The following is an 18,814-nucleotide window of genomic DNA, read 5'->3' as shown; positions in this document are numbered from 1 at the left end:
ATTCATGCCCTAAGAAATCCGAGGCGTTCAGATTGGCAGGCCAAGGGCCTCACTCTGACAAGACCTGCCCGTCGTCCGAAGACGATGGGTTAGCGGTGGCTGTAGCGTTCGTGCCGGCCATTCGCTTCATGAACTCTTCCAACCTCATCCGGCTCACCGCTTGGTGGTTCTGGCAGTGTGGGCACACCATCACACCGGCGCCTTCCAAGTCCGTCAGGCCCTCGCCCGGTGCTAGCAGCGAGGTGAGACCACAGCTGCTACAAGTGGCCTCAACAGCATGCAGACGCGCCAGAGCGCCGTCGGAGGTCAGTTCTCCATTGACAAAGCGAAGCAAAATAAAAGCCGGTATTAGCCACGGGTAGGGTCCTGAAATAGGCCAGAGGCAGTCAGCGGCCTCAGCGATCTCGCAGACTTCCTGAAAGCGATACGCACGCTGCAGGATCCTTCCGCGTGCTTCCATCCGGGACGGTTCGTCGGCTGGAAGACCGAGTATCAAACTCCCTCGGGTCAGGGCGCAAGGAGCTCGGCCAACTCAATGGCGCTGATGGGTCTGGAAAGCGCGAAACCTTGAATTTCGTCACACCCAAGGCCTTGGAGCTTGGCGACCTGACCGTTCGTCTCGGCTCCTTCAGCGACGGTCGAGTAGCCCAGATCATGGGCCAGACCGACGATCGCTTGGACCTTGAGCAATGCGCGTTGGTCTTCGGAAATATCGTCTATCAGCGACTTGTCGAGCTTGAGCGTGTGAATGGGCAACTCGGTCAGGTACCCGAAATTGCTGTAGCCGCTGCCGAAGTCATCCACCCCGAGCCGAATGCCTGACGAGGCCATCCGCTTGAGTTGCTCGCCCGGCAGCGAGTTGACCCGCAGCCATTCTCCCTCGGTGATCTCGACCTCCACGTCCTGGCAATCCAACCCCTGCGCGTGGATTTTGGCCACGAGTTCATCGGCCATTCCTTGCCGCGCGACATTCCGAGCGGAGAGGTTGATGGAAAGGCTCAACGCAAGGCCAGCACGCTTCCATTGCGCCAATTGTGCCAATCCTAGGCGCAAGCGAGCGGCCCCTGGGGGCATTTGTGGCCGCGGCCACCCAGTCGCGTTACTCAATCTCCCCCGATTGGCAGCAGGAGCAGATTTATCGCCAAGGGGACATGGCCGAGCTCAAGGCCACTGGGGGCAACTGGCGTCAACAGCTGATCCACCCCGAGGACAGGCCCGCGGTGGAATTGGCCATTGCTCATGCCGCGGAGTTGGCGTCGCCGTTGGAGGTAGAACACCGCGCCTTGTTGCCAGACGGCTCCGTCCGCTGGATACAGTTGCGGGCAGTCCCGTTGATGGACAGCGAAGGCAACGTGAGCGAGTGGTTCGGTGCAGCCTCCGGCATCACCGATCGCCGCGTGGCTCAAGAGCGTTTGCAGCAGTTGACCGCAACGCTTGAAGAGCGGGTGCAGGCCGGCACTGACGAACTGATGGCGATGGAGGAACGGCTGAGACAGGGCCAGAAGATGGAGTCCCCCGGCCAACTGGCCAGCGGCATTGCCCACGACTTCAACAACATGCTCACCGGGGTCTCCATGGGCTTGGAGCTGTTGGAGATGCGCGTTGGCCAAGGCCGTTTGGAGGACCTGGGTCGCTACGTGGAGATGGCTCGAACGGGGGCCGACCGAGCTGCAGCGTTAACCCAACGACTGTTGGCGTTCTTTCGCCGGCAGACGTTGGCACCGTCGGCCATCCACGTGTCGGCCATGGTGAACAGGACGCTCCACATCCTGGCCCGCTCCATCGGGCCCTCCATTGAGATCGAGACGCGGTCGGATCAAGTGGAGGACGTCGTGCGGGTGGATGCTCCGCAGCTGGAAAACGCCCTTCTCAACCTTTGCATCAACGAGCGCGATGCGACGCCGGATGGAGGGCGCATCTCGATTGAGGCCGAGCTCTCACACGTCGATGGCGGACTGGCGGAGCGTTTGGTGCTGACGCCTGGACCCTATGTTCGCTTGTCGGTCCGAGACACGGGAACCGGCATGGACGCGAGCGTTGTTGAAAAGGTGTTCGAGCCCTTCTTCACGACCAAGCCGATCGGGTAGGGCACGGGGTGGGGCTTGCCGATCTACGTATTCACGCGCCAATCCGGCGGTCAGGTGGCGGTTGACTCCATCCCTGGGGTGGGAACCACGATGCACCTTTATTTGCCGCAAAGCACGGCTGATACCGATGACCGAATCCAGGAAACGCCCGCGCTTCCCCCAGCCACGTCGCCTGGTCGCTCGGTCCTTCTGGTAGAAGACGAGACCGCCATGCGCACGCTGGTGAAAGAGGTGCTGAGCAGTTTGGGCCACCGCGTGAAGGCGGCTGCAAACGGCAGCGACGCCCTCACTGTGCATGCCAGCGAAAAGCACTTTGATTTGCTGATTACGGACGTGGGCCTGACGGGCTCGCTCAATGGGCGGCAGGTGGCGGACGCGGGCCGGCAGCGCCGTCCGACACGCCGGTGTTATTCATCACCGGCTATGCAGCAAGCGTCGCGGTAGGAGCCGGCCAGCTTGAGTCTGGCATGGAGATACTCACCAAGCCGTTCGCCGCGGGGGAGTTGGAAAGAAGAGTGACCGAGTTGTTGCTGGAAGCCGTCAAAGCGTCGAACGAACCGTTCCCAGCAACTCCAGCAGCGTGAAAGCTCCTTGAGCAGCATAACGTCGTTTTCGAGGAAGTGTGGGTCTGCGCCGGGAACGCCCCCGTGACCGGTGACCAGCAGGACCGTCACGGAAGGGTGGCGTGCCATGGCGTGCTTGGCGAGATCGTGCCCGTTCATCCCCGGCAGGCCCACGTCGGAGATGAGGAGATCGAAGGCGGGTTGCTGCGCCAAGCGCTCCACAGCCGCTTCAGCGTCTCCGACCGCAGTGATGTCATAGCCGCTGTCTTTGAGAACGTCCTGCATCGATTCGCGGATGGCGACGTCGTGCTCTACAAGAAGGATGCGAGGGTACGAGAGGCAGTCATAGCAAACCTGGTTGATCAAAAATTCGAGGAATCATGCAGGACTGGGAGTAAAGCGCTGGTGCATCCCTGTGATGACGGCAATCACGGGAAGGCGAGGGCGCCGTCGCGCCTTGACGCGGTTTTGCCGCGAGGGCTGGATACTCAATCCCCACCCCTCCCGCCTGGACACTCCCACTATGGCCCGATCCGCCCCCGATTTGCCGGCAGCGTCGCCCCACGCCCTTCGCGTCGAAATCATGCCGCTGGAGTGCGGTGATACCGCGGTGATCGTCGAATTTGAATCCGAACCGCCCGCGTCGTGGCGAGCTCTTCTGACGAAGAAGTTGGCAGACGTGGAGGGGCTTGAGCTGGTATCCGCCCAGTTTGAGGGGCGGGTTCTCTACGTGCTGGGTGCGGAGGGGGGTAGGGGAGGAAGCGTCCACAGGGTGAGTCAATTGTTGCGGTCTCTTCCCGGACGTCCTGGGGGCTCAAACCTGCTGGATGAGCCTGTGAGCCGGGGCGTCCCGGGGCCGGAGCAGGCTCTAGCGACGCACGCCTGAGCGCGTTGTTCAAAAGACGAGTTAAACGCCCGGCCGGAAGATAGGCCGAGCTCGGTTCGATCGCGCTAGCATCGCAGATTGATCACGCAAGGCAGCTATGTACGTTGAGGTATACCACCGGGTGGGATTTTGGGCCGGGATCACCGGGGCGGAAGGTTGGCGCTGGCGGCTGGTGGCGCCACGCGGGCATGTTTTGATGGCTCCCCGGGAGACGTTCGCCAGTCGGCAGGCGTGCTTGGCGGCCTTGGCTCTGCTGCAGATCGGGCCCATTTCAGCGGTGGAGTCGGCCGGAGATGCCCCGAACGCGGTGGGCGCGGCCCCCTCACTATGTCCCGCCCTTTCAACGCCATGACGGCCACCCCAGGTTGGGCAGGTCACGGTCACATCGCCGGCATCCAATGAGGACTGGGTCTGATCCATCGGGGGGCATTTCGCTTGAGTGTGACTCCCCGCGTCGCAGGAAGGCGATCAGTTGAGGCCAGCGGCGTTCGCGTGCACACTGCTTTTGAACAGTCAGGGTTCGAGGGCCATGGGTACTTCCAAGCCGGGCAAAGATTTAGAACGGGTCACCTTGTCGGTGGGAGAGCACGTTTACACCTCCGAGATCTGGCGGCTCAGTGAAAGCCGTTGGGTTCTTCTCGCTGTCGAGGTCCACGGCGTGGGAGGGCGCTCGGATTTGAGCATCAAAGCGTCGTCGTGCCTCCATGCGTTGGACGCGGGAGAGCGGATTGCGTCTGAGATTCTCAACAACCCCTATGGCTGAATTGGCGTTGGAAGGTTCAATCGACGGAATGGATCCCAAGGACGGCAGATGAGCATTTTGAACGTGTTGCTGAGTGCCGATCACTTGGCTGTGACCGTCGATACCCTTGCGCAAGATGCTCAAACCGGGGCGCACTCAGAGGGCGCCAAGTTGCTTCTGCTGCCTCAGCACAACGCCGTCTTGGCCACGCGTGGGTCGGCCCAGTTCTTCCTAAGAATCTACGAGCTCTGTCTCCAAGCCAGTTTTCGAGCAGACTTCACGATAGAGCGGCTGTCCGGCGAGCTTGGCGGCGTGATTGATCGCCTCTGGCCAAACTACGTGAGCGCGGCGGCAGCCGCTGGCATACCCATCAGCGCTATGCACACCGAGTTGGTTTTGGGCGGCTGGTCGGCGCACGCCCAGCGCATGGTTGCCACCGCTTATGCAAAGTCCGAAGATGGCCGTCCCGCCGTGGTCCAAGCGCTGGTGGGAGGCTTGGCGTCGCCAGGAGAGCCCTTGCGGAATCAGCCAGCAGGCATGGGACGGGCGGAGTTGATGGCAGCAGGACGCTTGCAAGCCGCTTACCTCAACGGCGACAGCGAGCGGCCATTAGCGGGCGGTCGTCTGTTGGCAGCAATTCTCTCAAAGGGCCAAGCAACCGTTCTCGATCTGGGAGGTCTCTAGGGGGCAGGGCAAAGCGTCGATTTGCTCGGCCACGGACCTCAGTCCATGACGCAAGCCAAGCAGAAAGTCCGCATTGGAGCGTTGGCTGGGGAGGCACATGGATGTCGACGATCATGGGCATCAGGTGGGCCCATGCAAGGCGCACCGCGGTGGGATTGGCAGAACTGGCCACCAAAGCCCTGACCGCATACTCCAAGGCATTGGTTTCGCCCTCAGCGTTGGGCAGGCGCCTCTCGCACTCGCTCAGGCGGAGCTCCAACTTGACCAACGCCTCCGTCTCAGCCTTGTGCATACCCCTCCTCCATTGGCTGGCCACCGAATCGCGGTCTGGCAGCAGGGTGGCCCCAAGCTCAAGCGTTGGAAACCGGTGAGCGTTCCGCTTGACTGCACCGTCAATCGGCCCTTTCGGGCCAGCACACAGCGGTCCACTCTTCAATCAAGACTCGCCATGCGCGGGTGGTTAGGTTGGGGGCAAAGCTTTTCCAACCTCGCGCGTGCCACCGCCTAGCGGTTGTCACAGAGCGGGCAAGTGAGCACGGCGGCGCCGTCCAAGTCCAGCAGGCCATGCCCTGGAACCAATCGCAGTTGGCGGCCGCATTCCAGACAAGCGCAACTGATCCGCGTGACCTGCAAGAGCGAGCCGTCGGCCCGCCGCACACCCTCAACCTGATCGATGAAGAAACGTCCAATGTTGGGCATGAAGATGAACAAAAAGCTGAACAGAGCGGAATGCATATGATGCACCGCGACAACCCCACCGGAACCAGATGAGACAATTGGATTATGAAGAATTCATCTACGGGGTCGTCCGCGCAGTCCGCACGCCAGATACCGCTGTCCGATCCCTCTATTGCCGTCGCAGGAGCATGATAAAGAGGCGGGCTGCACGGCGACAGCCTTAGGCACAGGGAAGTAACCGAGCGGCGCTGTTGGAAAGCGCTGAGCCAGTTCGTTAACCAGCAAAAGGCCAGACCGGCGGCCAGTCGGTTGCGGACCACTGCTGAGGGTGTGTGTCGCGCGTTGCCCTAAAGAGGCCGCCTGCTAGGGGGGCCGATCACGACGATGCCCTGAACTGCCGGGGCGTCACCTAGGGGAGGGGGAGTCACCCCGTTGGGTTCGGCGGCGCCAACTGGGGTCAGCGCCATAGCGGAGATTTTCACGATTGTCGCGTCCATCGGACGCACGGACATCTTGCTAGGGCGAACGTCAAGCGCCAGTGAACGCGCTCGGGTCGACCCGTGCGCGAGGGCTACCCAACTTGGATGGCGGCAAGCGCGTCTTTGGTTGAGAGAGGGCAGCCATAGTGCCACCCTTGGCCAATAGCCTCTGGAGCAATCCGGTAGAGCAGCAAATCTTGCGCCTCTGATTCGACGCCTTCTGCGATGACATCCAGCCCAAGCTCACGTGCGATGCGATACATCCCTGGCAAAACGGGCCGCAGGGGGGAGTCCTCGTTGATAGCGGCCACGAACATGCGATCGATCTTGATTCCTCGAAACGGCGATTGGGCGAGGCGGGAGAAGTTGGCGCTGCCGGTCCCGAAGTCGTCGATCAAGAACCGGTATCCCAGAACTGAGAGGGCCTGCATGTTGCTCTTTGCGGCAGCGGACACGAGTTCTTCCCGCTCGGTGATCTCGATGCGAATTTGCTCTGGCAACACGCCAAAATCGTTGGTGACGCTGCCGATGTAGCGAACGACGCACTCTTGGGCCATGTCCACGGGCTCGGCATTGATGCTTACGTAGAGGTTCCTATGCTCCCTCAGCGCGGGGGCGAGATCATTCATGGCACGGGCCAGCACGTATCGAAAAAGATCAGGACTCAGGCCGAATCGGTGGGCGATGGGCACGAAGATGGCCGGCGGGATTTCATCGTCTCCCGGCGGGCGCCAGCGGCTGAGCGCTTCAAATCCCACGAGCTCCCGCGTGCCAATTCGACGCAGTGGCTGGTAGGCCAGTTCGATCTCGCTGCGCTTCAGTGCAAGCACCAACCGTTGCTGGATGGTTTGCCGAGCCGTGATTTGGTGTTTGATCAGCAAGAACGCGAGCAAAAGCCCTACCGAGGCACCCGCTGACAGGATGGTGGTGAGCAACGCCGAGGGCAGTTCGGACACCACGTGCCTAGGGCTGGTAACGAACGCGCAAACGTCGGCCACCCGGCTGCAATGTTGAGCTTGGACGAGAGACGGGGTGCCGACGCGGCTGGTCGGGGACAAGGTGCGGAATGTAAACGATCGGTCCTTCGTTTCGATGCTGATGGAGCTGCTGCGCGCAGGGTCCAAGCTCTCGAAGGCAGACGGGGAGGACACGGTGAATGTGTCGCCTTGGGCGATCAGATTGGACCCGGTGTAGGGGGAGCCAACGAGATCCGATGCGTGCCAAAGCCGGACAGCGCCGCTGGAGAAGCGTGGGGCGGGGAGGGTGTAGGGGCGCGAGCGCCCCCAGAGAGCGCTGCAGACAAGGCGTCCGTCTCGGATGCGACCGATGTCGTTCATGTAGCTGGAGCGGAACGCGATCTCTTTCAGTGAGTCAATGTCGGTGGCGGAGCAAGGCGGCTGTCCAATGCGAGAGGCTTGTTCGGCCGCGACGCGCCTTGCAAGGGATAAAGCCTCCGAGCGCGTCACCGCGGCTTCCGCCACTGCCTCCGCCCCTTCCTTGTCACGCACGTAGAGGATGGCTTGGGCGACCGCGAGCATCGCCAAGACGCACGCCGCCGTGGCTCCTATTACGGTCAAGACGTAGCGAAGCCGATTTTCTCGAACGCTCAAAGCAACCCCCGATCTGAAACGCGCCATCGCTTCGCTTGGCTTCTCGCCTCATTTACCTTGTTACAGGTTTATCGGCAAGCTTTCCATGAACTTCAGCCCCAGCTCCACTGGCTTGCAAGCCTTGATCGAACAACCATGCATCTGCGTCTGAACTGTACAGCAGCAGGCCGTGAGCCCGGCGATCGCCAGCATGGCCACCCAGGACCTGCTGGTGGCAGCGCAGCTCCAGGCTCGATACCTCAACGCCAGCATGGGGCGGACCGTCGCCGGCGGACGGTTGCTATTGGGCTTTTTGAAGCCTGGCCAGGCGGTGGTCAAAGACTTGGGCCCGATTTAGCCCTGCCAATTTGGTCACTCGGACCGTTCAACGCAATGCCCCAGTCGAGCGCCGGCTGACGGGCAAGTGCAGCCGCGCCTGCAGCGTGATTGGGCTTTTCTCCCAATTTTTAGCTTTAGTCAAAATAACCCCCTTGTGGGTTTCGCGTGCCGGTGTATCCCAAACGTATGGCGTTCGCGATGCGTGCGTCTGACACCGACCAACGAAACGAAAGGGGGGAAGATGTTCATTGGATTCAGACTGACGACGCGGCTTGTCGTCAACGCCGTGGTTGTCCTGGTGCTGGCGCGATTGCTGTTTATGGGCATGGACGGCTTGGACCGGTTTTCCGACACGTGGAACCGCACCTTTGGGGCGAGCATGCCCAACGCCAGCGGGTTGCGCGGCGCCGTCAACGGCGCACGCCAGGTTGTCCCGTCTGGGTTGGACGAGTATGCGCGCCAGGCCGAACGGGACGCGGCCCAAAGCACCTCGCTGATGGACGTGTTTGCCAGCGTGTTCGGACGCGTGAAAAACGAGGAGGTCATGTTGCCCTCCACCATCAATTCCGCTGGAGGGGAGGGCTCGATCTATGACCGCTATGACCATTGATTTTGAGTGGCTGTCCATCCTCTCCGGGTGGTCCTTGCTCAACGACAGCGCGGCGCTGCTGCGCACCCCCGGCCAACGCTGGGCGGGCTTGGAGGGATTGCTCATCGGCTACGGCCTCATCGCTGGACAGTGGTTCGTCCTGGCCACCATGGCAGGGGCGCTGGCATGACCACCGTGGGCGCGGTGTTGGCCGCCGTCCTGGCTGCAGCGTTCCTGGCCACCGTGTTGGGCCTGGCTGGCATCTTCTGGGTCAATGCACGGCACGCCAGCGGGGCGCTTCGTGTGCGTTACCGCTTGCGTGCCCAAATCCTGGCTGGGCTAGTGCTGGCGTGGGTGCTCACCCTGGCGAGGCTGTCCACGTGAGCCGGCCACCTTACGTGCAGATGGCCGTTCGCGTGCCACAGGAGCTGAAAGACCGGCTGGAACAGGCGGCAGCCCGGGAGGGGCTGCATGTCAGCGAGATGGTTCGCTTGTTGCTTTGTGAGGGATTGGCGCGCCGTGCGGCGATCAACGGGCAGGGGTCTTCACGATCCGGTGGTTTCGCAGCGGCCGAATAAAGTTGGCCGGTGTGGACTTGTCCAACGGTTGGGCGCGCACTTGGTATTGCCCGCTCTCGCACAAGCGCAACAGCTCAGCTTCGTCGTGGATCTCGCGCTGGCCATCCTTGGTGTTGCCCATTTTGGCCACCCGGAACGCCACGTTTCCCGTGTCTCGGTCCCTCATCCGCACCGGGACGATCACCCTTCCATCGTGGCGAACCAGGTGGAAGGCTCGGGCAAAACGGTCGCCGTTGGACGCCCTAGCTGGTGAAATCGGGTCAGGCGGCGTGGCACGCTGGATCGGTGCCGGTGCCGGTGCCGGTGCCGGTGCCGGGCGAGGCGGAGCTGAGAGGGGCTGCGCTGGGGCCTTGTGACCCAACGCTTGGCGCGCCAGCTGCTTCTTGCGGCCCGGTTCGGTGGCGGTGTCACCGTCGATCCAGGCTTGAAAGGTCCCGTTGGCCGGGCTGGGGTGCGACGCAAACACCCATGTCCGGCGTTGGGCGCTGAAGGCTACCTCGTTGATTTCTCGGAAGTCGTTGAATTGCTGGCGCATGAGCGCCTTGACCCCCTTCATGTAGGCATCGGTGGTCCCCAACAAGACCACGCGCTCCACACTGTCAGGCAACGGGTCCAGGTGGCGTGCCACGCATGTTTTCATGGCTTCCAAAGGCAACGACGAACGAATGGCCTTGGGCATGATGGTGCCACTGCTGACCAGCTTGCCGTTGTCCATCACCGACAACCCGCAGCGTACCAAGGAGGCGGCGCCCATGTGGCGGCTTTCGGCGGTCAGGGCGTCGTTGATCGTTTGCCCACCCAGATCGATCCCAAGCTCGTGCAACACGGCTGCGAGGCGAGGGCGCATAGCACCCGCGAATGCGACCCCATCGAAGCTCCCGTGTTGGGCGGCGGCAATTTGGGTGGCCCCCTTGGAAAACCCCAGGACCAAGGTTTTAGGGACGCTGGTTCCCCAGTAGCCGGGATTGGCACGGAGGTGCCAGCCTCCCTCTACACGCACATCAAGTCCTGGTGCATGGCATGCGCGGCACGCCTGCCAGCCGTGGTGAGTTGTCATGGGGCCTCCGCATGATCCTTGAAGGCCCATACAGTTAAAGCACGTGCGAGCGGTATGCAAGAGCTTTCTGTCGGCTAAATGTGGCGGAAAAATGGGATGGCATGGGATGGCGTGCAATAGCTGCATGGCAGCACGGTGTGGAGTAGCCTGACACCATCATACGAAGGTCAATGGCATGGATGATCCGGCTGAGTTGAACATGGAAGCGTGGCCGGCTGAGGTGGCCTTCGTGCCCTACGTCGGCCGCGGCTACTGGAAGGGAGTTGAAGGGCGCCGCGTCTTGCTACTGGGCGAGTCCCACTACCGGGAGGCTGGGTGGACCGACGATCCCGTCGTCACTCGTCCTTTCACCCGTGAAACGTTTGGCGACATGCAGACTTGCAACAGGAAAGGCGGTGGCAAGTTCTTTGATGAGCTGGATCGCCTGCTGACTGATCAAAGCAGCCCAAATGTTGTGGATGCCGCCCACGCCTGGCAGCACGTTGCATTTTGCAACTTGTCCCAGCGCTTTGCCGGCACGAGAGCTGGACACCGTCCGTCAGGAACCGACTTCAGTCAAGGCGGGAAGTGGTTGGTAGAGGTGATCCTCCCTCTGCTCCGGCCAGAGGTGATCCTGGTGCTCGGCCGCACCGCTTGGCGAATGTTCGATCACGGGAAGCGGTCGGACCAGCCTACCTTCCATGCTCGCCATGCGAACTCAGAGGGCAGGAGGCGGCGCTATCTGGAGGAGCGCCACGTATGGTCTCTCGATTATGGCAACGGGGGGCGTGGATGACTTGGGTCTACCATCCATCTTGGAACGTAGATTGCTGGGAAGATCGTGCCGCAGCTCTGAGGCATCTTTTGAAATACGCGAATGAAGGGCAAAGGATATGACGCACAATTCGTTGAAGGATGCGATCCGCGATGCGCTGGAGCCGCGTGCTGCCACGCGGCAGCCCACGGCGTTGGACATCGCACAGGAGGCCAGAGAAGCCAAGGCCAGCCTGGAATCGAACATGTCCTGCATGGCCCGCATCACTGTTCCCGCCGGCAGCGAGCGCCACCGGGTGACCTTCCAGCTGTTGAGGGCCTCGATGGACTACGGGCGTGCGTTGCTGTTCCTCCTGGAAACCCATCCCATCGATCTTCCAGCGGTGGCCTTGGCAATGCACCGCTCCCAGATTGAGCAATTCCTGCGGGCGGTGTTTGTCCAGTTCCTTGCCGACGACGAACAGCTGGAGGACTTTCTCCAGGAAGATCGCGGCCCCCGAAAGAAGAACGAGAAAGGAAAGTGGGTGACTATTGCCCTCAAAGACCTGGCCGCGGACGTGGAGCAGGCCATTGCACGCATCGGGCAGGACGATGAGCCTCAGAAGCTGGCTCGGACGGTGACCAATTCGTGGGACCCTCTTTGCGGACTGGTCCATGGCGGGAAGGCCATTCGGGTGATGTATCAAGATCCCAATGGGAAGATCGGGGCGCACGTGCCGGCAGCCATTCTTTTTCAGACCACCGTCAACGCGGTGGCCACCACCAACTTGTGCGTCATTGCAGCACTGACAGCGGTTGGGGTTGGGGCCTTTGAGGAAAGCCCCGTTGTTGAGCAGTGCGCCAGCGGGATGTTGCACTACATGCAACGGAGGAAAGCTCGCATGGAAGAGCTGGCCTGGCCGCCTTAAAGGATCGGACGCGCATTGTCGCGCGGCTCTCTATCCCCACCAACGATCGCTGGCGGGGAGAGTTGCAATCGGAGGTCTGCGAATCCTCGGTTTAGGCGGCGTGCCTTCTGACCAAGGGATTCCCAGGTTGAGTCTGCTGCGTCGGACGGAGGCTTTTCGTTGAGGACAAGCTGGGCCGATGCCTTGAATCTCTCAAGGAGTGCTGCTTCATGCCCCGGTGGGTCCAGTGCAGCGCGGCTGCTGGCCTCCGCTGCGTTGAGCTCCAGCATGTTCAGTTCGATCAGCGTCGTCATGGCAACAGGGGACCGGGTGGGCTCCGTCCGCTTGCCGCGCCAAAGGTTGGTGATCCATGTCCACATGGGGTCGATTCGTCCTTGTTCGCCGATGCCCTAGTCCTTGGTGGGCGACAACACTTTTTCGATGAGTGCGTTGCGCTTCTTCGCCGACAGCTCACCCAAAACGCCCAGCAGTTCGGCAAACCGTTCCTGCTGAGCCGCGCTCTGCTCGCCCAAAGCCAAGATCGCATCGGCCATCGCTGGGCTGGTCGCCAAAAGATAGGCTGGGGGCACCTCCAAGGCTTGGGCCAGCTCGAAGAGGGCTTCCAAGCTGATCGACGTGCCCTCGGATTCATACCGAGAGATTCGGGCCGACGCCGTGTCCTTGTCCATCCCCATCCGCACTCCGACTTCGCGCTGGCTCAAGCCCCGCAGGACGCGGGCTTGGCGCAGACGCGCGGCCACCACGGCTCGGGGAGCGGGCGGGGCGGCGGTCACGGGCTGAACGGATGCAATGCAGGCATGCGGACAGGATGACCCAGAGGCTACGCCCCGGGTAGACTCTACGTGTCGCGTAAGTTGGCTGCAAGATCCCAAATCCATTGGTGGGAACAGGGGGTTCCATGAAGGGAGTTAGAAGGGCCGTGCTGACCGGGGCGTTTGCCCTGACTGCGGCGGCTGGAGCGCAGGCGCAATCGGGGACTGGATCGGATCTGCTTCGCCAAATCGGCCGAGCCATCCAAGGCACGCCCAAGGTGGTCAGTGATAGGGCAAGGAGCCCTTACGTCGAGCCGACCGGGACCTACTGGGACCTGGATCAGGACGTCTTGGAAGGGGCTCAGCACCTGCGGGCCGGGGTGACGGCTGTGGGTGGTGGCGGCGTGGACACTTGCGACATGCAGCTGCTCGCCATGGCCCATTCGTCCTATCGCATCGACGCCGACAAGCGCCAATGGTGCCTGAGGCAATGGTGGCTGATGGACACGAAGGCCCAGGGCGCCAACGGCATCTCAGGCGATGATCCGGCTGCCATCGAGCGCCGTTATGGCCCGGCTTTCGACGCGCGCCTGCAGCGCTTCAAGGCCATCCGACGGTTTGCCGTTCGTCCCACGTTCCAAGCCCTGGGCGATGTCGCCTATCGGGCCGACCGTGGCGTGCTGGAAGGATTCATCCCGATGCCTCAGGTGTCCGCGGCGGGACAAAGCGTCACCGGCAAGGGCTTTGTGCCGTGGGTTCACCGCACCTCCACGGGGGTGTCCAGCCCACCCAACGCCGGCCGCTTCCACCTGCTCATCCGAGTGGGCGCCCAAGAGGCCGCCAACTTGGCGCGACAAGGTCGCAGCTACCGAGACGATCTGGTGGTGTTCTCCGTCAACCGGGTCTGGGTGGAGGGCACGGTGCCGAAGATGGACGTGACGATAGAGAGGGTTCGGCTCGGATACCGCGACGAAACCATCGACGTTGATTTAACCCATACGCAAGGAGCACCGGCATGAAAGCAACCCACGTTTCCCTCGCCCTGATCACCGCAGGCTTGGCCGCCTGCAGCAGCAAGGCGGATTTGCCCACCATCGAACAAGTCGCCCACGCTTACGAGGCGCATGCCAACGCCAACCTTTCCAGCGAAATGGGCCAACGAATCGAGGTTTGGGGTTGGAAAGACCTCACCGCGGATTGCACCTCCAGTGGTCCCCAGCGGGCCACGTGCGTGACCGGTGGAACGCTGGACGTGGTCGGGTTCCAGGGCGGGCAGCAGTTGAAGCCCGATCCCGTTCCCGTGCCGTCGGCTTACGACTTCATCTTTGAGAAGCAACCCACAGGCTGGGTGCCGGTCGGAGCCCAGAAGAAGGGCTGACCTTGCCAAGGCGCGGAATCGCGCTATGCATTGAGGGAACACCACTTCAAGGAGGTCCCATGTCTTACAACGCTCACCACACCCCCGGCGGTCACATGCAGTGGGGCTTGCTGGCACCGGGCACCGTCATCCTCGGTGGTGCAGGCCTGCTGTTTCTTGCCGGAGCCCAAGAGATCGGCGAGAACATGGGCTACGGCTGGGAGGCCGGCCTGGCGGCCGCTGGTGGGGCAGCCGTGCTGCTCTTGCTGCTCCTGCTCTACGTGTTGAACTGGCGCGCGGCCCGCGTGCGCGCGGCTAGGGCCAGCGGGCTCCCGGTTTCGCCGCGCAAAGGTGGCTTTGGAAAGGGCGCCCTGGTGGGCTTGCTCTTCGTCGTTGCCCTGCAGCTGGTCAGCGTTGCCGTGGGCCTGCTCTACCCGGGCCTGGAAGAGGGCGAGCGAAACTTCTTCACCTCCGTGCCCCCGATGGCTCTGACGGCGCTCATGCCCGTGGCGCTGATCGTGGGTGGCATCGCAGGCAAGCTCTGGCGCTCCACCAGCCTGTAAGATCAGTCCATGTCCTTTGGGGCCCCCGCGAGGGGGCCTTTTTTTTTCAAAGAACAAAGCCCAGAGCCACCGCCGGTCGCTTCGCGCCGGCTTCTGTAAAAGCGGTGGTGGGAAAAGAGCAGATGACGCCTTCGGCGCGAGAAGTGATGTTAGGAATAACTGCGGCCTTAGCTCCGCAGTTTTTGCTTTTAGTCAAGATTTTGTCCACCGAAACCGTGGACAAATTTTTATGGTGATCTACCTTGGATACATGGGAAGGCAATCGTGCCAACCGACAAACAAGGATCTCGCCATGAACCACGCGATGCTCATCACAAACGACACCATCACCATCAAGGAAGCTCACGAAGCTGCGCATGCCGCTGCCAGCACTTTGTTTGACCAGTTGTCTGGGTATACCTTTTCGACCGGCGCGGCGGGCTATCTCTATCCCGCGTTCCAGCCTTCCGTTGAAGACGCGCTGCTGGCTTTCCTGCTGAACCGCAATTCGGCAGAGCTGGGATGCGAAGACGACGAGCTGTTGGCTGACCAAACCGTCTCCGTCAACGTGGAGCGCCAAGAGGACGGGCAGCTCCTTTATGAGGTGGTGTTCGACATGGAAGGGTCGGATTACGGCACCAATTGCAAGGTCAAGGACCTGGCGACGCTGGACGAATGGTTCGATGAAGAATGGATCGGCGTGGAGTGCGCGGAGTAAGGCGTGCTGACAAAAACTGATCGCGTAAGAACAATTCATGTCCTTTGAGGCCCCGCGAGGGGCCTTTTTTGTGCAAAAAACCAACCGCCGGTCGCTTCGCGCAGGTTTCTGGAAAGCGGCGATGGAAGAAGCGCGGATGACGCCTTCGGCGCGAGAAGTGATGTTAGGAATAACTGCGGCCTTAGTTCCGCAGTTTTTGCTTTTAGTCAAAGTTTTGTCCACTCAAGCAGTGGACAAAATCATGGGGCGATCTACCTTGAGTTTGTGGATAGGCAATCGCGCCTTCCGGGAACCATCAAGGAAATCGACATGAAAATTCATCACCTCGTCAGCGACGGCAACCAAGCGGTCGCCATCACGCAATCGGCTTCGAGTGGCGGTGGCTACGCGCACCCGGTGAAGCTCTCCGCCATTCGCTTCAACGTGAAAGACGCCGAAGCGGTGCTCCAAGAACTCAACAAGTCTGGCCATCGTCATGAGAAGACGTTCGAAGTGATCGAGCGTTGGGACGCCGATGCTCGCAACCAAGGACCAAAGTCGAAGTTCGGTCGAACCCTTGCCGCCCTTGTGGATGAAGCGGGGGATCACCTGGAGGGGCAGGTGATCTACGAAGCCAAAGGCATGGAAGAGGGCACCGTGCGTGCGATCAACGCCGCAGCGAAGCAAGCCAGGCTTTCGCAGGTCCTTCCTGCTGCAGGCGGCCCGAGCATGGTCATCGGTGGGCAGGTCTGGAACCCACGGCAAGAGGCGCACAGCGAAGCTCCGGCGGCTGTCCTGGAAGCTCCTCGTCAGCGCGTGCGTCTGTAACCGCCGATCACCCACCAGCAAAAATCAGGAGATTCGACATGAACGTTCAAATTGCGGAAGCCATGAACAAAGCCAAAGACGACGCGGACCGCTACGGAATCCTTGCAGGGTTCGCCTCCTGCAACCGGGCCCTGCTTGAGAAGGGGGCCGCGCAAGAACTGGTGGACGCCCTGTATTTCGCCGGCGCTGCGATCAACCGTTGGCGTGCCATCGCGGTGGTCCGAGAGGCGGCCGCCAAGCCGTTGGACGCGGCGTCCTAAGCCGGAGCGCGACGTGCTTCAACCTGTCCCTTCCCCAAAACTTGTCACCCTTCCGTCCTCCCGGGGCTACTCCCGTGATTTGGAGCGCTTGCAGGCGGCCGCCGCGCGCGCGCAGGTCACCCGAAACGAAGCCGTGCGCCAAGTGCTCGCCATGTATGCCGCCCACCCTTACGCACTGAGCAAGCGTCGGCTGGGTGGGGAGAGGGACGTGCGCCTGGCCTACCTTCCGCTGCAGCGCAGCGTCTTGGAGGCGGTGGAGCAGGGCGCGGTGAACGCGGGGATTTCCACCGCAGAAGCGGTGCGCCAGATCATCCGGGACTACGTCCAAGGACATCTGCTTCGGAACCAGGTTCGGGGCAGCCGCCATGGGTGACCGCCGCCCACCACCGCCAGGAAGTCCGAGCGCTGAGCTGATTCACGCGTGCGTCGATGGAAGTCTTTTCCGCGCTCTACAGGCCCTGCGGCAGGGCGCCAACCCCAACGCATGGCGCCTCAACGAAGGTCCTGCGCTCCATTCCGCACTTGCCTGGCCCCGCATCGTCGAAGCCCTCCTGCAAGCTGGTGCGCACCCTCAAGAGAGGAACCACTGGTGCGAGCGCCCGCTGGAAAAGCTGGCGGCGGACTACCAGTTGAGCGACGACGCCGACGAGCGCAGCCGACTTGAGCAGACGGCGTTGCTGCTGTTGCGGCTGGGCGGCAACCCTCACCGGGGCAGCCCGTTCTGGAACACGCCATCGCTGAAGGCGGCGATGCCGCACGTGGTGGCCACGGTGGAAGCCGAACAACGCGCGGTCCACCTGAAGCAGGCATGGGCAGTCCGGGGAAGCGTCAGTGCAAAGCGGGCAAGGCTGTAGAGCCGACGCCCCAACGCCGCCACCGGTCGCTGCGCGCCGGTTTCTGTAGAAGCAGCGGTGGAAAAGAGCAGGTGACGCCTTCGGCGCGACAAGTGATGTTAGGAAAAACTGCGGCCTTAGCTCCGCAGTTTTTACTTTTAGTCAAGATTTTGTCCACTAAGGCCGTGGACAAATTTCCACGGTGATCTACTTTGAATTCATAGGGAGGCAATAGCGCCGACCAACAATCAAAGGGGTTTGTAAATGAGCACCAAGACCTACACCTACGCCGAAGCAATCCGGGTTGCCCGCAAAGAAGGCGTCGTCAAGCTGGAGGAAGGCGTCTATCTGCGTTCCCGGAAATCGATCCTTTCCAACACTTACGATTACTGCCCCTACAGCGGTTCATACGGAACCGATCTCTACGATTACAAGAACGAGTTTGTGGACTTCAGGCAGGCTCCGTTCTGGATCACTACCGACTACCGCCCGGGCCCTTACGTCTGTGAGGTCCAGCCCGTCTTCGAAGAAAACGACCTGTTTTACGTTTTCGAATTGCTCGCATACTGCGAGCTCGCAGAAAGCGAGTAAAGCCACAACGCTTTTCCCGCCGACTTAAACTGGAACCGCCGACATGACCCTTTCTCTTCTCGCCATCGCTGCCCCCATCGCCCTTCCGTTTAGCGTCTGGTTGGCCCAGCGCCTTGAACGCTACGTCGATCGTGCCCTTTGGGCGCACTGAGGGAAACACCATGACCACGCGTGCCGCCCGCCACCGCTATTACGCATACGAGCGCCGCGATGGCTCTGTGTGTTACCTGCCAAAGCTGTTGCACGAGGGGATTCAGCGCTACCCACGAACGATTGCGCACTACCACCTGGTGCATTGGCTGGGAGTGTCCAAGTTGCTCAGCAAAGACGAATACAAGCAAATGGCGTGGCTGGGTTCACAGCGGGGCACGCTCCGAAACACACATGATTCAACGCAGGCTCGTCTCACCGGCTGACACCCAGGCAGGGCAAAATGGTTTCATGACGCACGCCGCCGCTCCATCCACCCTTCAAGCCCCGGCCTACGGCCTGCTGCTCGGTCACACCGAGTGCCATTTCTGCCACGCGCCGACGCCCACCGCCGCGATCTGGGTGCCCTCGTTCGAGGAGCACGACGACGAGGGCCTGGTGGATCAGGGGGAGGGTGGCGTGCTGCGCTACATCGAGCGTTTGGACAAGAAAACTGCCGCTTTCGTGGCGGGCCACGCGCCCTGGCTTCGCTTCGCCGCCACCCTGACGTCAGGGCAAACCTACCTGGCCCATCACTGCACCACCTGTGGGGCCCTTCAAGGGGACCACTTCGTGTTCTCGCCGGATGGTCCTTACTGGCCCCAGAGCGACGTCGAGCTTGCACGGCTGACGTTTGTCCAGGGCCTTGGCCCGCTCACCGCCCAAGCATCGGCAGGGCAGAGCACCTGGATGGACCGGGTCCCTCTGGTCTGCGCCCAGGCCTGACGGTATTCCCAAGTTCAACGCCGAATCGGTGTGCCGCTCGCGGCACGCCATTCAAGCCCCATGCGCTGCGCGCGGCCCCAACGCCCGGCTTCTCCGGTCAAGGGCCA

Annotated in this window: 29 protein-coding genes; 23 read left to right on the top strand and 6 right to left on the bottom strand. The window is 61.8% G+C overall.

Annotated features, from left to right (window positions below):
* Positions 1-507: 507 nt before the first annotated feature.
* Positions 508-1,032: an EAL domain-containing protein gene (locus ACSYAO_RS13670; protein ID WP_032971133.1), complete on the bottom strand. Its 525-nt coding sequence runs from the start codon at positions 1,030-1,032 to the stop codon at positions 508-510.
* A gap of 119 nt (positions 1,033-1,151) precedes the next feature.
* Here ACSYAO_RS13670 and ACSYAO_RS13665 point away from each other — a divergent pair, with 119 nt between their 5' ends.
* Both ACSYAO_RS13665 and ACSYAO_RS13660 read left to right on the top strand, forming a co-directional pair.
* Positions 1,152-2,087: a sensor histidine kinase gene (locus tag ACSYAO_RS13665; protein WP_139338728.1), complete on the top strand. Its 936-nt coding sequence runs from the start codon at positions 1,152-1,154 to the stop codon at positions 2,085-2,087.
* 15 nt (positions 2,088-2,102) lie between these two features.
* A complete protein-coding gene (locus ACSYAO_RS13660) occupies positions 2,103-2,531 on the top strand; it encodes a response regulator (RefSeq protein WP_065427813.1) in 429 nt (142 codons plus the stop codon).
* On the opposite strand, the gene ACSYAO_RS13655 is transcribed toward ACSYAO_RS13660, so the two are convergent.
* Entirely contained in the window at positions 2,495-3,016 is a 522-nt protein-coding gene (locus ACSYAO_RS13655; RefSeq protein WP_050559897.1) for a response regulator, read from the bottom strand. The genes ACSYAO_RS13660 and ACSYAO_RS13655 overlap by 37 nt on opposite strands.
* Before the next feature lie 1,049 nt (positions 3,017-4,065).
* Here ACSYAO_RS13655 and ACSYAO_RS13650 point away from each other — a divergent pair.
* From ACSYAO_RS13650 to ACSYAO_RS13640, 3 genes are all read left to right on the top strand, one after another.
* A complete protein-coding gene (locus tag ACSYAO_RS13650; protein ID WP_106468504.1) occupies positions 4,066-4,299 on the top strand; it encodes a hypothetical protein in 234 nt (77 codons plus the stop codon).
* A gap of 48 nt (positions 4,300-4,347) precedes the next feature.
* A complete protein-coding gene (locus tag ACSYAO_RS13645) occupies positions 4,348-4,962 on the top strand; it encodes a hypothetical protein (RefSeq protein WP_032971128.1) in 615 nt (204 codons plus the stop codon).
* Positions 4,963-5,526: 564 nt separating this feature from the next.
* Positions 5,527-5,733, top strand: a complete 207-nt coding sequence (locus tag ACSYAO_RS13640; RefSeq protein ID WP_153643642.1) for a hypothetical protein — start codon at positions 5,527-5,529, stop codon at positions 5,731-5,733.
* Positions 5,734-6,211: 478 nt separating this feature from the next.
* Here the strand turns inward: ACSYAO_RS13640 and ACSYAO_RS13635 are convergent, their stop codons facing one another.
* Positions 6,212-7,657 (bottom strand): EAL domain-containing protein, encoded by a 1,446-nt coding sequence (locus ACSYAO_RS13635; RefSeq protein ID WP_046272226.1) that lies wholly within the window; start codon positions 7,655-7,657, stop codon positions 6,212-6,214.
* A gap of 241 nt (positions 7,658-7,898) precedes the next feature.
* On the opposite strand from ACSYAO_RS13635, the gene ACSYAO_RS13630 reads away from it, so the two are divergent.
* From ACSYAO_RS13630 to ACSYAO_RS13615, 4 genes are all read left to right on the top strand, one after another.
* Entirely contained in the window at positions 7,899-8,066 is a 168-nt protein-coding gene (locus ACSYAO_RS13630; RefSeq protein ID WP_153643641.1) for a hypothetical protein, read from the top strand.
* A gap of 222 nt (positions 8,067-8,288) precedes the next feature.
* Positions 8,289-8,657 (top strand): hypothetical protein, encoded by a 369-nt coding sequence (locus ACSYAO_RS13625; protein WP_046272124.1) that lies wholly within the window; start codon positions 8,289-8,291, stop codon positions 8,655-8,657.
* Positions 8,647-8,826, top strand: a complete 180-nt coding sequence (locus ACSYAO_RS13620) for a hypothetical protein (RefSeq protein ID WP_046272123.1) — start codon at positions 8,647-8,649, stop codon at positions 8,824-8,826. The genes ACSYAO_RS13625 and ACSYAO_RS13620 overlap by 11 nt, the downstream gene beginning before the upstream one ends.
* The gene (locus ACSYAO_RS13615; RefSeq protein ID WP_046272122.1) at positions 8,823-9,020 is read left to right on the top strand and encodes a hypothetical protein; all 198 of its coding nucleotides are present in this window, start codon (positions 8,823-8,825) and stop codon (positions 9,018-9,020) included. Before ACSYAO_RS13620 ends, ACSYAO_RS13615 begins: the two co-directional genes overlap by 4 nt.
* 144 nt (positions 9,021-9,164) lie before the next feature.
* On the opposite strand, the gene ACSYAO_RS13610 is transcribed toward ACSYAO_RS13615, so the two are convergent.
* Positions 9,165-10,271, bottom strand: coding sequence for a hypothetical protein (locus tag ACSYAO_RS13610; RefSeq protein WP_139338754.1), 1,107 nt, complete (start codon positions 10,269-10,271; stop codon positions 9,165-9,167).
* A gap of 175 nt (positions 10,272-10,446) precedes the next feature.
* Between ACSYAO_RS13610 and ACSYAO_RS13605 the strand changes: the two genes are divergently transcribed.
* A complete protein-coding gene (locus ACSYAO_RS13605) occupies positions 10,447-11,046 on the top strand; it encodes a uracil-DNA glycosylase family protein (RefSeq protein ID WP_223224643.1) in 600 nt (199 codons plus the stop codon).
* A gap of 97 nt (positions 11,047-11,143) precedes the next feature.
* Positions 11,144-11,932: a DUF6988 family protein gene (locus ACSYAO_RS13600; protein WP_149908579.1), complete on the top strand. Its 789-nt coding sequence runs from the start codon at positions 11,144-11,146 to the stop codon at positions 11,930-11,932.
* Here the strand turns inward: ACSYAO_RS13600 and ACSYAO_RS13595 are convergent.
* The gene (locus ACSYAO_RS13595; protein WP_141098928.1) at positions 11,929-12,225 is read right to left on the bottom strand and encodes a hypothetical protein; all 297 of its coding nucleotides are present in this window, start codon (positions 12,223-12,225) and stop codon (positions 11,929-11,931) included. The two genes, ACSYAO_RS13600 and ACSYAO_RS13595, sit on opposite strands and share 4 nt — an antisense overlap.
* A gap of 96 nt (positions 12,226-12,321) precedes the next feature.
* Positions 12,322-12,672 (bottom strand): helix-turn-helix domain-containing protein, encoded by a 351-nt coding sequence (locus tag ACSYAO_RS13590; protein ID WP_440565771.1) that lies wholly within the window; start codon positions 12,670-12,672, stop codon positions 12,322-12,324.
* A 431-nt stretch (positions 12,673-13,103) separates the two neighbouring features.
* Between ACSYAO_RS13590 and ACSYAO_RS13585 the strand changes: the two genes are divergently transcribed.
* From ACSYAO_RS13585 to ACSYAO_RS13530, 12 genes are all read left to right on the top strand, one after another.
* The gene (locus ACSYAO_RS13585; RefSeq protein WP_187143982.1) at positions 13,104-13,703 is read left to right on the top strand and encodes a hypothetical protein; all 600 of its coding nucleotides are present in this window, start codon (positions 13,104-13,106) and stop codon (positions 13,701-13,703) included.
* Positions 13,700-14,062, top strand: coding sequence for a hypothetical protein (locus ACSYAO_RS13580; RefSeq protein ID WP_046272117.1), 363 nt, complete (start codon positions 13,700-13,702; stop codon positions 14,060-14,062). The genes ACSYAO_RS13585 and ACSYAO_RS13580 overlap by 4 nt, the downstream gene beginning before the upstream one ends.
* A 59-nt stretch (positions 14,063-14,121) precedes the next feature.
* Positions 14,122-14,604 carry a hypothetical protein gene (locus ACSYAO_RS13575; protein WP_024956693.1) on the top strand — a complete coding sequence of 161 codons (483 nt, stop codon included), beginning with the start codon at positions 14,122-14,124 and terminating at the stop codon, positions 14,602-14,604.
* Between the two features lie 292 nt (positions 14,605-14,896).
* Complete coding sequence (locus ACSYAO_RS13570) at positions 14,897-15,301, top strand: hypothetical protein (protein WP_088475618.1); 405 nt, start codon at positions 14,897-14,899, stop codon at positions 15,299-15,301.
* Between the two features lie 37 nt (positions 15,302-15,338).
* On the top strand, positions 15,339-15,614 hold the full coding sequence (locus tag ACSYAO_RS13565) for a hypothetical protein (protein WP_141098915.1): 276 nt from the start codon (positions 15,339-15,341) through the stop codon (positions 15,612-15,614).
* Positions 15,611-16,108 carry a hypothetical protein gene (locus ACSYAO_RS13560; RefSeq protein ID WP_049400425.1) on the top strand — a complete coding sequence of 166 codons (498 nt, stop codon included), beginning with the start codon at positions 15,611-15,613 and terminating at the stop codon, positions 16,106-16,108. The genes ACSYAO_RS13565 and ACSYAO_RS13560 overlap by 4 nt, the downstream gene beginning before the upstream one ends.
* 38 nt (positions 16,109-16,146) lie before the next feature.
* Positions 16,147-16,368: a hypothetical protein gene (locus tag ACSYAO_RS13555; RefSeq protein WP_024956690.1), complete on the top strand. Its 222-nt coding sequence runs from the start codon at positions 16,147-16,149 to the stop codon at positions 16,366-16,368.
* 88 nt (positions 16,369-16,456) lie between these two features.
* Entirely contained in the window at positions 16,457-16,741 is a 285-nt protein-coding gene (locus ACSYAO_RS13550; protein WP_088475617.1) for a hypothetical protein, read from the top strand.
* On the top strand, positions 16,734-17,222 hold the full coding sequence (locus tag ACSYAO_RS13545; protein ID WP_149908578.1) for a hypothetical protein: 489 nt from the start codon (positions 16,734-16,736) through the stop codon (positions 17,220-17,222). Before ACSYAO_RS13550 ends, ACSYAO_RS13545 begins: the two co-directional genes overlap by 8 nt.
* 243 nt (positions 17,223-17,465) lie before the next feature.
* Positions 17,466-17,792, top strand: a complete 327-nt coding sequence (locus ACSYAO_RS13540; protein ID WP_049462999.1) for a hypothetical protein — start codon at positions 17,466-17,468, stop codon at positions 17,790-17,792.
* A 161-nt stretch (positions 17,793-17,953) separates the two neighbouring features.
* Positions 17,954-18,208 carry a hypothetical protein gene (locus ACSYAO_RS13535; protein WP_049463712.1) on the top strand — a complete coding sequence of 85 codons (255 nt, stop codon included), beginning with the start codon at positions 17,954-17,956 and terminating at the stop codon, positions 18,206-18,208.
* A 25-nt stretch (positions 18,209-18,233) separates the two neighbouring features.
* A complete protein-coding gene (locus ACSYAO_RS13530) occupies positions 18,234-18,707 on the top strand; it encodes a hypothetical protein (RefSeq protein ID WP_049463000.1) in 474 nt (157 codons plus the stop codon).
* Positions 18,708-18,814 lie beyond the last annotated feature (107 nt).

It is taken from the genome of Stenotrophomonas sp. STK16_22 (assembly GCF_051984505.1).
Lineage (GTDB): Bacteria > Pseudomonadota > Gammaproteobacteria > Xanthomonadales > Xanthomonadaceae > Stenotrophomonas > Stenotrophomonas maltophilia_A.
Note: the sequence above shows the minus strand (reverse complement) of the source record. Positions and strands in the feature narration are given on the sequence as shown.

Coding starts and splice junctions, on each gene's coding strand:
- ACSYAO_RS13665 (WP_139338728.1), top strand. CDS start 1,152: ATGGCCGAGCTCAAGGCCACTGGGGGCAACTGGCGTCAACAGCTGATC.
- ACSYAO_RS13650 (WP_106468504.1), top strand. CDS start 4,066: ATGGGTACTTCCAAGCCGGGCAAAGATTTAGAACGGGTCACCTTGTCG.
- ACSYAO_RS13645 (WP_032971128.1), top strand. CDS start 4,348: ATGAGCATTTTGAACGTGTTGCTGAGTGCCGATCACTTGGCTGTGACC.
- ACSYAO_RS13640 (WP_153643642.1), top strand. CDS start 5,527: ATGCCCTGGAACCAATCGCAGTTGGCGGCCGCATTCCAGACAAGCGCA.
- ACSYAO_RS13635 (WP_046272226.1), bottom strand. CDS start 7,657: ATGCTCGCGGTCGCCCAAGCCATCCTCTACGTGCGTGACAAGGAAGGG.
- ACSYAO_RS13625 (WP_046272124.1), top strand. CDS start 8,289: ATGTTCATTGGATTCAGACTGACGACGCGGCTTGTCGTCAACGCCGTG.
- ACSYAO_RS13620 (WP_046272123.1), top strand. CDS start 8,647: ATGACCATTGATTTTGAGTGGCTGTCCATCCTCTCCGGGTGGTCCTTG.
- ACSYAO_RS13615 (WP_046272122.1), top strand. CDS start 8,823: ATGACCACCGTGGGCGCGGTGTTGGCCGCCGTCCTGGCTGCAGCGTTC.
- ACSYAO_RS13610 (WP_139338754.1), bottom strand. CDS start 10,271: ATGACAACTCACCACGGCTGGCAGGCGTGCCGCGCATGCCATGCACCA.
- ACSYAO_RS13605 (WP_223224643.1), top strand. CDS start 10,447: ATGGATGATCCGGCTGAGTTGAACATGGAAGCGTGGCCGGCTGAGGTG.
- ACSYAO_RS13600 (WP_149908579.1), top strand. CDS start 11,144: ATGACGCACAATTCGTTGAAGGATGCGATCCGCGATGCGCTGGAGCCG.
- ACSYAO_RS13595 (WP_141098928.1), bottom strand. CDS start 12,225: ATGACGACGCTGATCGAACTGAACATGCTGGAGCTCAACGCAGCGGAG.
- ACSYAO_RS13585 (WP_187143982.1), top strand. CDS start 13,104: ATGCAGCTGCTCGCCATGGCCCATTCGTCCTATCGCATCGACGCCGAC.
- ACSYAO_RS13580 (WP_046272117.1), top strand. CDS start 13,700: ATGAAAGCAACCCACGTTTCCCTCGCCCTGATCACCGCAGGCTTGGCC.
- ACSYAO_RS13575 (WP_024956693.1), top strand. CDS start 14,122: ATGTCTTACAACGCTCACCACACCCCCGGCGGTCACATGCAGTGGGGC.
- ACSYAO_RS13570 (WP_088475618.1), top strand. CDS start 14,897: ATGAACCACGCGATGCTCATCACAAACGACACCATCACCATCAAGGAA.
- ACSYAO_RS13565 (WP_141098915.1), top strand. CDS start 15,339: ATGTCCTTTGAGGCCCCGCGAGGGGCCTTTTTTGTGCAAAAAACCAAC.
- ACSYAO_RS13560 (WP_049400425.1), top strand. CDS start 15,611: ATGAAAATTCATCACCTCGTCAGCGACGGCAACCAAGCGGTCGCCATC.
- ACSYAO_RS13555 (WP_024956690.1), top strand. CDS start 16,147: ATGAACGTTCAAATTGCGGAAGCCATGAACAAAGCCAAAGACGACGCG.
- ACSYAO_RS13545 (WP_149908578.1), top strand. CDS start 16,734: ATGGGTGACCGCCGCCCACCACCGCCAGGAAGTCCGAGCGCTGAGCTG.
- ACSYAO_RS13540 (WP_049462999.1), top strand. CDS start 17,466: ATGAGCACCAAGACCTACACCTACGCCGAAGCAATCCGGGTTGCCCGC.
- ACSYAO_RS13535 (WP_049463712.1), top strand. CDS start 17,954: ATGACCACGCGTGCCGCCCGCCACCGCTATTACGCATACGAGCGCCGC.
- ACSYAO_RS13530 (WP_049463000.1), top strand. CDS start 18,234: ATGACGCACGCCGCCGCTCCATCCACCCTTCAAGCCCCGGCCTACGGC.